Origin of the sequence: Paenisporosarcina sp. TG20, from assembly GCF_000286315.1 — a bacterium.
In the GTDB taxonomy this organism is placed as follows: domain Bacteria; phylum Bacillota; class Bacilli; order Bacillales_A; family Planococcaceae; genus Paenisporosarcina.
The window spans coordinates 1-8,583 of record NZ_ALJG01000194.1 but is presented as its reverse complement, the minus strand read 5'-3'; the positions used below and the strand labels follow the sequence as shown (position 1 = coordinate 8,583).

Here is an 8,583-nt window from a genome sequence, read left to right as displayed (position 1 = left end):
AAAACACCATGAACACTGAGTTCGTGGCACATCCATTTCATATACTTTCTTATCTTGTGAGAAAACCCGGGCAAAGTACGCCCGGTCCTTTAAGAAAGTACAGATGATTTAAGTATCAGTTTAAAGGATAAGACAGCCTTCTATTTAGATCTGTTGATTTCCGTTGCAACGCACTTTCATGTTTCGAAGCTAGCGTAGCGATGCAGAAACAGGCGGACGGTCCGCGAGCGTCCGCCTGGACTGCAAATCAGCGGTATCATACTAGAATCTACTCCTTATAATACCGGGAATACTGGGTTCATGGTTCACTAAATTTATATACTTTGTATGAAAACACTTGTAGACAAAAAGACAATATTAAAGTATACCCTTCAATATTTATTTTTTTGAAGGGCTTTACTATTATCTCTTTTTTGATTGAGGATCACTTTTCATGGTAGATGGTGGCTTATGTTTCTATAAAATCAATAAATCCGATTGAATTGAAGGGTTTCCAATCCATGATGTGAATCCTTAACTTGAAGAACACATTAATAGGCAAAGATTAATGAAAGTGAAAAAATATAGATTTTTTTGTCGAAACAACGACAATTTAGGCTAGCACCTTGTAGTAATCCCTTACTCTTCAGTATAATAGAGTAATTAGGTTTTCTCTAGTTATGATGAATCCGGTGAAAGGGGTTTTTTTATGAATGAAGAACAACGCTTACATAGCTCGCAAGTAGGAGAAAAGAAAAATAAAGATGCAAAAGATTATAGTCTTTACTTCGAATCTGTTTACGTTCCCCCTTCCTTAAAAGAAGCAAAGAAACGTGGGAAAGAAGAGATAAATTATCATAAAGATTTTGAGATTGATCCTAAATTTTTAAATATGGGTGACACACGTAAGTTCTTTATTCGCACATTCGGTTGTCAAATGAATGAGCATGATACAGAAGTAATGGCAGGTATTTTCTTGCAACTAGGTTACACTCCAACTGAAGATGTAAAAGAAGCAAATGTCATTTTACTAAACACATGTGCGATAAGAGAAAATGCCGAAAATAAAGTATTTGGAGAACTTGGTCACTATAAAAATATAAAACGCGACAATCCAGATGTATTAATCGGGGTATGTGGATGTATGTCTCAAGAGGAATCTGTTGTAAACAAAATTTTAAAAACTTATAATCAAGTTGACATGATTTTTGGTACACATAATATTCATCGATTACCGGAAATTTTAAATGAAGCATATCTGTCAAAAGAGATGGTTATAGAAGTTTGGTCAAAAGAAGGTGACGTGATTGAAAATTTACCAAAAGTTCGACATGGTAAAATTAAAGCATGGGTCAACATCATGTACGGATGCGATAAGTTTTGCACGTATTGCATCGTCCCGTATACACGCGGAAAGGAACGGAGCCGCAGACCGGAAGACATCATTCAAGAAATAAGACACTTAGCAGCACAAGGATATAAAGAAGTCACATTATTAGGCCAAAATGTAAATGCATATGGGAAAGATTTTACGGATCTTTCGTATCGTTTAGGTGATTTAATGAACGATCTTCGACAAATCGATATCCCTAGAATTCGCTTTACTACTAGCCATCCACGTGATTTTGATGATCATTTAATTGAAGTTCTCGCAAAACGAGGTAATTTAGTAGAACATATTCACTTACCTGTTCAATCAGGATCGACTAGTATGCTAAAACTGATGGCGCGCAAATATAGCCGAGAACAATATTTAGAATTAGTTCATAAAATTAGAAAAGCATTACCTGATGCAGCATTAACCACAGATATCATTGTAGGTTTTCCAAATGAAACGGACGAGCAGTTTGAAGAAACCATGTCTTTATATGAAGAAGTCGGATTCGAATTAGCTTATACGTATATTTATTCTCCACGTGAAGGAACGCCTGCAGCGAGAATGGAAGACAATATTCCAATGGAAGTGAAAAAGGAACGTTTACAACGTTTAAATAATCTTGTTAATGAATTATCTGCAAAAGCAATGGACGCTTACGAAGGCCAAATTGTAGAAGTGTTAGTCGAAGGTGAAAGCAAGAAGAATAAAGACGTCTTAGCTGGATATACAAGAACTAGTAAGCTTGTTAATTTCACAGGTCCTAAAGAAATAATTGGAAAAATTGCACGAGTAAAAATTACAAATACAAAAACATGGTCATTAGGAGGCGAATTTATTGAAGTCCTCGCTGGCCAAGAAGTGGGTGTCACATGACAACAAACTATACTAAAGATGATATTATTCAAAAAGCAAAAGAAATTGCAGATATGATTTCACACACAGATGAAGTTGACTTTTTCAAGAGAGCAGAAGCTCAAATTAATGAAAATCAAAAAATACGCGAAAAAATTGCAAGTTTAAAAAGTCTTCAAAAACAAGCAGTAAATTTCCAACATTACGGAAAAGAAAAAGCTTTGTCGCTAATTGAAGGTAAAATTGAAAAAATTGAAGAAGAAATTGATGAAATTCCAATTGTTCAAGAGTTTAAGCAATCGCAAGGTGAAGTAAATGAATTACTTCAACTAGTGGCAAACGCAATTTCCAATCAGGTAACAACTCAAATTATTGAATCTACTGAAGGCGACTTACTTCGTGGAGAAACAGGTTCTAAAGTTCAAAGTGGTAAGCCGGTTAGCTGATAAAAGTCACGTATTTAAACTGTTTCCTGATATTTTGGGAAACAGGTTTTTTATTTTCATATAGATAGCGGTCCGTACATTTAACTCGATAGCGATTATTGAGCTTTCAAGTATCTTTGTACTTTCTTTTCACCTTATGGGCACAACCTGCATATGATGAAAAGGAATCGAGCGAAGGAGGATGGCTTTGAAAAATGTCCGTCAAATCGTGACAAAAGCAGTTGTGGCAAAAGGGAAAAAAAGAGATGAAGTTTGTAACACATTACGTCCGCCAAATAACCCATCTAGTATCTTAGGGTGTTGGGTTATTAACCACACACATCAAGCGAGAAAGAATGGGAAATTTGTTGAGGTGACAGGAAAATATGATATTAATGTATGGTATGCTCACCACGAGCATTCTAAAACCTCTGTTTTCTCTGAGTCGATACCTTACAAAGAAAGAATTAAACTGTATTATCGAGATGAAGAATCGCTAGGCGCTGAAGAAATTCATATTCGTGTAATTCAACAACCAAATTGCACAGAGGCTATTATCACGCCGAATGGAGAACAATTTAAAGTGACAGTAGAAAGAGAATTGCATGCAGATATAGTCGGTGAAACGACTGTATGTATTGAAGTTCAACCTTTAGACTACGAAGAAGAGTGGTCGTATAAAGATGAAAGTTCATCTTCATCATCTTCTACATCTTCATTTGAAGAATTTACTGATTCATCCTCTTCATCTTAAGCCGGATAAGAAATCCGGCTTTTTTTTTGGTATAATAAAAGAATAGCTATTATTTGAAAGAGGTTTTGACATGACTACTACCTATACACCTATGATTCAACAATACTTGCAAGTAAAGTCAGAGTATACTGATGCATTTTTATTTTTTCGTTTGGGAGATTTTTATGAACTGTTTTTTGAGGACGCCATTCGAGCATCTCAAATTCTTGAAATCACATTGACTAGTCGTGCAGGGGGAAGTGCAGAACGTATTCCAATGTGTGGTGTTCCACATCACGCCGCACAAAATTACATAGAAACGCTAATTCAAAAAGGACATAGAGTAGCGATTTGTGAACAAACAGAAGATCCTAAACTAGCTATAGGAGTAGTTAAGCGAGAGGTTGTACGTTTAATTACACCAGGTACAATAACTGAGAGTAAAAGCATGGACGGAAAAAGTAATCATTTTATCGCTTCAGCAGAAGAAATTGATGAAAGCCGTTATGCTTATGTTTATTTAGATTTATCTACTGGCGAAGGAACAAGTACTATTTTAATAGGAACTGAGAAGAATCTAATACAAGAATTACAAACATTATCTATCAAAGAACTCGTTGTATCAGAACAACTATTTGTTGTTCTATCAGATTTAGCTGAAGCAAATTCCATTCTATTGTCAATAGAAGAAACTAAGCTAGAGTCCCAAGAAACGTTTGTCGAACAAAGTCCGAAAGAAGTTCACGGAGCTTGTCGACGTCTTGTCAATTATTTGCTTCGAACTCAAAAACAGTCGTTGGATCACATTCAAGCCTTCAAATTTCAAGAGCGTGAAGAACTTTTGACGATTGATTTTCATTCAAAACGAAACTTAGAGTTGATTCAATCAATTAGAGGTGGAGACCAAAAAGGAACCTTGTATTGGTTGCTAGATGAAACTATGACGGCAATGGGTGGGCGGAAATTAAAGCAGTGGCTACATCAACCATTAGCAAATCGTTTGAAAATAGAAGCAAGACTTGAAATTGTGACAGAATTGCTTGAGGCATATTTCATTCGTGCGGACATTAGAGAAACTTTAAAAGAAGTGTATGATTTGGAACGACTAATTGGTCGTATTTCCTTTGGCACTGCAAATGGACGGGATTTAAGTCAGTTAAGACAATCGCTGCAACAAATTCCGCAAATTAAAAATCAATTAAAAGACAGTACAAAGTCTGCATTAATAAAAGCGGCAACTCATTTGGACGAGTGTACGGAACTATTGACTTTACTTCAAGAGGCAATTGCAGAACATCCACCACTTTCTGTGAAAGACGGGGATATCATTAGCGACGGTTTTAATACGCGATTAGATGAACTTCGTTATGCAAAGAAAAACGGCAAGGATTGGATTGCTGCTTTAGAACTGAAAGAAAGAGAACGAACAGGAATTAAAGGTCTCAAAATCGGATATAATCGGATATTTGGCTACTATATTGAAATCACTAAATCCAACATTCACTTAGCTGACCTGACGCGCTATGAAAGGAAACAAACCTTAGCTAATGCGGAACGTTATATAACGGACGAGTTAAAGGAAAAGGAATCACTAATTCTAACAGCTGAAGAAGAAAGTTTAGCTTTAGAGTATTCTCTATTAATTGAACTACGAGAAAAAGTAAAACAATTTATTCCACAAGTTCAGCTTCTTGCTTCTAAAGTAAGTGAACTAGATGTGTTTTCAAGTTTTGCTGAAGTAACAGACCATTACCGACTAACTAAACCAACCTTCCATGATGGAACAGAATTAACAATAGTCAATGGACGCCACCCTGTAGTTGAAAAAATGATGAACAATCAGCATTATGTACCAAATGATTGTGTTTTTACCTCCGAACAAAATATGTTGTTAATTACGGGTCCTAATATGTCAGGTAAAAGCACATTTATGCGACAAGTGGCAATTACCGTGATTATGGGGCAAATGGGTTGTTATGTTCCGGCAGAAGAGGCCTTGCTACCTGTTACTGATCAAATTTTCACGCGCATAGGCGCAGCAGATGATTTGGCAGCAGGGCAAAGTACATTCATGGTAGAGATGCTAGAATCAACATATGCCATAACTCATGCAACTGAACGTAGTTTATTATTATTCGATGAAATTGGTCGAGGAACATCGACATATGACGGGATGGCATTGGCACAAGCGATGATGGAATACATTCATACAGAAATTCGTGCCAATACATTATTTTCAACTCATTACCATGAATTAACACAACTAGAAAATCACTTAGATAAACTAAGAAATATACATGTAGCAGCTGTGGAACAAAACGGCAAAGTTGTTTTTTTACATAAAGTAAAAAATGGTCCAGCTGATAAGAGTTACGGTATTCACGTGGCACAACTTGCACAGTTACCAGAACCTATACTGATAAGGGCAAGAGAAATTCTAGAAGAGCTTGAGAAAACAAAAAAACATGATAGTCAGGAACAAAATTCTACAGTAAATGAACAATTGACTTTCTTCCAAGAAATTAAACATAAATCTGAAAAAATTTCAAAAGAGGAGTCAAACCAAGCTGAAGTGTTATCCACCATTCGTGAACTTGATATAACCGGAACAACACCAATGAACGCTCTTCAATTTTTATATGATTTGCAGCAAAAAATAGGCAAGTAAACGAGTGAGAAAGGAGTCGTTCATATGGGACATATATACTTAATGGATGAAACTTTATCGAATAAAATAGCTGCCGGTGAAGTTGTTGAACGGCCTGCTTCTGTTGTAAAAGAACTCGTAGAAAATGCAATTGATGCAGGTAGTACCTCGATTGATGTGAATTTAGAAGAAGCGGGACTGCAAGTCATTCAAGTAACAGATAATGGTAGTGGGATGGATGAAGAAGATGCAATGCTTTCATTTTCAAGGCATGCAACTAGCAAAATTTCAAATGAACATGATCTTTTTCGTATTCGAACACTTGGTTTCCGAGGGGAAGCACTAGCAAGTATTGCTTCTGTATCCAAAGTATCATTATGGACTTCGGATGGTGTTTCATCTGGCACAAGCTTAGTTCTTGAAGGAAGTCATGTAAAAAAACAACAAGCTGGAGCACTCCGTAAAGGCACGGATATCAAGGTAGCTCAGTTGTTTTTTAATACACCAGCTCGTTTAAAATACATGAAAACTATTCAAACGGAACTAGGTCACACGATTGATTTACTGAATAGGCTAGCTCTATGTAATCCCTCCATTGCCTTCAAATTATCACATGGAGATCAGGTGTTACTTCACACAAATGGGCGTGATGACCTACAACAAGTCATCGCAGCAATCTATGGCCTATCAATTGCTAAAAAAATGATTGCTTTTAGTGGAGAGTCAGCTGACTATAGAATTCATGGGTATGTATCATTACCAGAAATCACACGTGCATCAAAAAATTATATTACGCTTCTAGTTAACGGTCGTTGGGTTAAGCATTATGGTATTCAACAATCGATTGTCAATGCGTACCATACCTTTTTGCCGATTGGTAGATACCCACTTGTTATTTTACATATCGAAGCGGATCCATACTTGACGGATGTAAACGTACATCCATCCAAGCAACAAATACGATTAAGTAAAGAAAAAGAATTACAGCAACTAGTCGAAGAAACGATTCGACAGAGTCTTCGATCGGTTATGAGGGCACCAGAAATAGCAGAAAAACCAAAAAAAATCATTACACCTAGTGAGCAAATGGATTTGTGGAAATCAAATTCAAGCCAACCAACAACAAAATCACCATCAGAGTCACCCCCAATAGCAACATTCAATAAAACTTCCGAAACAGCCATGGTAAAAGAACCATATGAACATCAAGAAACATTTGTTCCTACAATTGAAAACATGCAAGCGATCTCGACAAAAGAAGCATTCCCTGAACTCGATATCGTTGGACAGATCCATGGTACGTATATAGTTGCCCAAAGTGTTGATGGTTTTTACTTAATTGATCAGCATGCAGCCCAAGAGCGGATAAAGTATGAATTTTTCCGTGAAAAAGTGGGGGACGTACAAGCAATAGAAAGACAATCACTGCTTATTCCTTTATCAATGCATTATTCTGCGGACGAGGCTTTACGCTTAAAGGAATATACAGATAAACTTGAAGAAATAGGAATATTTCTTGAAGAGTTTGGCCCTACGACATTTATTGTACGCGAACATCCAGTATGGTTTCCAAATGGTTTTGAAGAAGAGATTATCAAAGAACTAATTGAACAAGTATTAAACAATCGAAAAACAGATGTTAAGAAGTTACGAGAAGAGGCAGCTATAATGATGAGTTGCAAACGCTCGATTAAGGCGAATCACTATTTGACTAAAGATGATATGTCCAAGCTCTTAATAGACTTAAAACAAGCTGAACATCCATTTACGTGCCCGCATGGACGTCCCGTGATTGTTCATTTCTCAACTTATGAGATTGAAAAGATGTTTAAACGTGTTATGTAATCATTTAACGACCACTTTTTTATAAAGTGGTCGTATTTTTATTTTGAGTACTTCAGTGTACATGACTATTCGATAGGTAGAGAATATTTATATAAATTTCCTGTTTAACGAAGACATGTTGCAACAAGTTAACTTGTCTATGAGACGTGTTTGACTGATAAAACGCACAGTTTGACTGATAGAACCCCAAGTTTGACTGATAGAAGCCTCAATTTGACCGATAGAACTCCCGATATGAACGATAAAAATTATTTCAGTAGCTATATAGAGTAAAAGTCGTCTCATTAAAAGAAGTCGACTATGTATTGAAACAGACATAATTAATGACTTCTTACCAACAGAAAAACAAAACTATTTAATTCCATTCCAAATATATTGAATAAGAACAATTCTCTATTCGCACAAAGTTCTTGTCTTAGGACGAGTTGCTTGTCGCTCATTTTTACAAGTTAGAACAATTTTATTTATTTATTTTTAAAAATATCTTGTTCTCACTGTTGATTTTTATAAGGAGAATGAGTAAGTGAAAGGCGACGAGGAGTCTCACGGACCGCCAATGGAAAGCGTCCGCATGTCTTTGCAGCGCACGCTAGATTCGAAACATGAAAGTACGTTGTAACTGAAATCATACCGGAAAAAAGTTGATACTGTGTGATTTCTTAAAGAATCGGGCGTAATTTGTCCGGTGTTTTCTAATATAAAAAATCCAACAACTGATTAATCA

At 36.2% G+C, this 8,583-nt stretch carries 5 protein-coding genes; all 5 read left to right on the top strand.

Annotated features, from left to right (window positions below):
* Positions 1-688 precede the first annotated feature (688 nt).
* The 5 genes from miaB (at position 689) to mutL (ending at position 7,859) form a co-directional block, all read left to right on the top strand.
* Complete coding sequence (gene miaB / locus B371_RS0103470; protein ID WP_019412923.1) at positions 689-2,230, top strand: tRNA (N6-isopentenyl adenosine(37)-C2)-methylthiotransferase MiaB; 1,542 nt, start codon at positions 689-691, stop codon at positions 2,228-2,230.
* Positions 2,227-2,655: a RicAFT regulatory complex protein RicA family protein gene (locus B371_RS0103465; RefSeq protein ID WP_019412922.1), complete on the top strand. Its 429-nt coding sequence runs from the start codon at positions 2,227-2,229 to the stop codon at positions 2,653-2,655. The genes miaB and B371_RS0103465 overlap by 4 nt, the downstream gene beginning before the upstream one ends.
* A gap of 187 nt (positions 2,656-2,842) precedes the next feature.
* On the top strand, positions 2,843-3,388 hold the full coding sequence (gene cotE / locus B371_RS0103460) for an outer spore coat protein CotE (RefSeq protein WP_019412921.1): 546 nt from the start codon (positions 2,843-2,845) through the stop codon (positions 3,386-3,388).
* A 70-nt stretch (positions 3,389-3,458) separates the two neighbouring features.
* Positions 3,459-6,035 (top strand): DNA mismatch repair protein MutS, encoded by a 2,577-nt coding sequence (mutS, locus tag B371_RS0103455; protein WP_019412920.1) that lies wholly within the window; start codon positions 3,459-3,461, stop codon positions 6,033-6,035.
* A gap of 24 nt (positions 6,036-6,059) precedes the next feature.
* Positions 6,060-7,859 (top strand): DNA mismatch repair endonuclease MutL, encoded by a 1,800-nt coding sequence (mutL, locus tag B371_RS0103450; protein WP_019412919.1) that lies wholly within the window; start codon positions 6,060-6,062, stop codon positions 7,857-7,859.
* The last annotated feature ends 724 nt before the right edge of the window (positions 7,860-8,583 follow it).

Bases quoted from the DNA above. Each gene is read 5' to 3' on its own strand.
- B371_RS0103465 (WP_019412922.1), top strand. From the start codon at position 2,227: ATGACAACAAACTATACTAAAGATGATATTATTCAAAAAGCAAAAGAA.
- mutL (WP_019412919.1), top strand. From the start codon at position 6,060: ATGGGACATATATACTTAATGGATGAAACTTTATCGAATAAAATAGCT.
- mutS (WP_019412920.1), top strand. From the start codon at position 3,459: ATGACTACTACCTATACACCTATGATTCAACAATACTTGCAAGTAAAG.
- miaB (WP_019412923.1), top strand. From the start codon at position 689: ATGAATGAAGAACAACGCTTACATAGCTCGCAAGTAGGAGAAAAGAAA.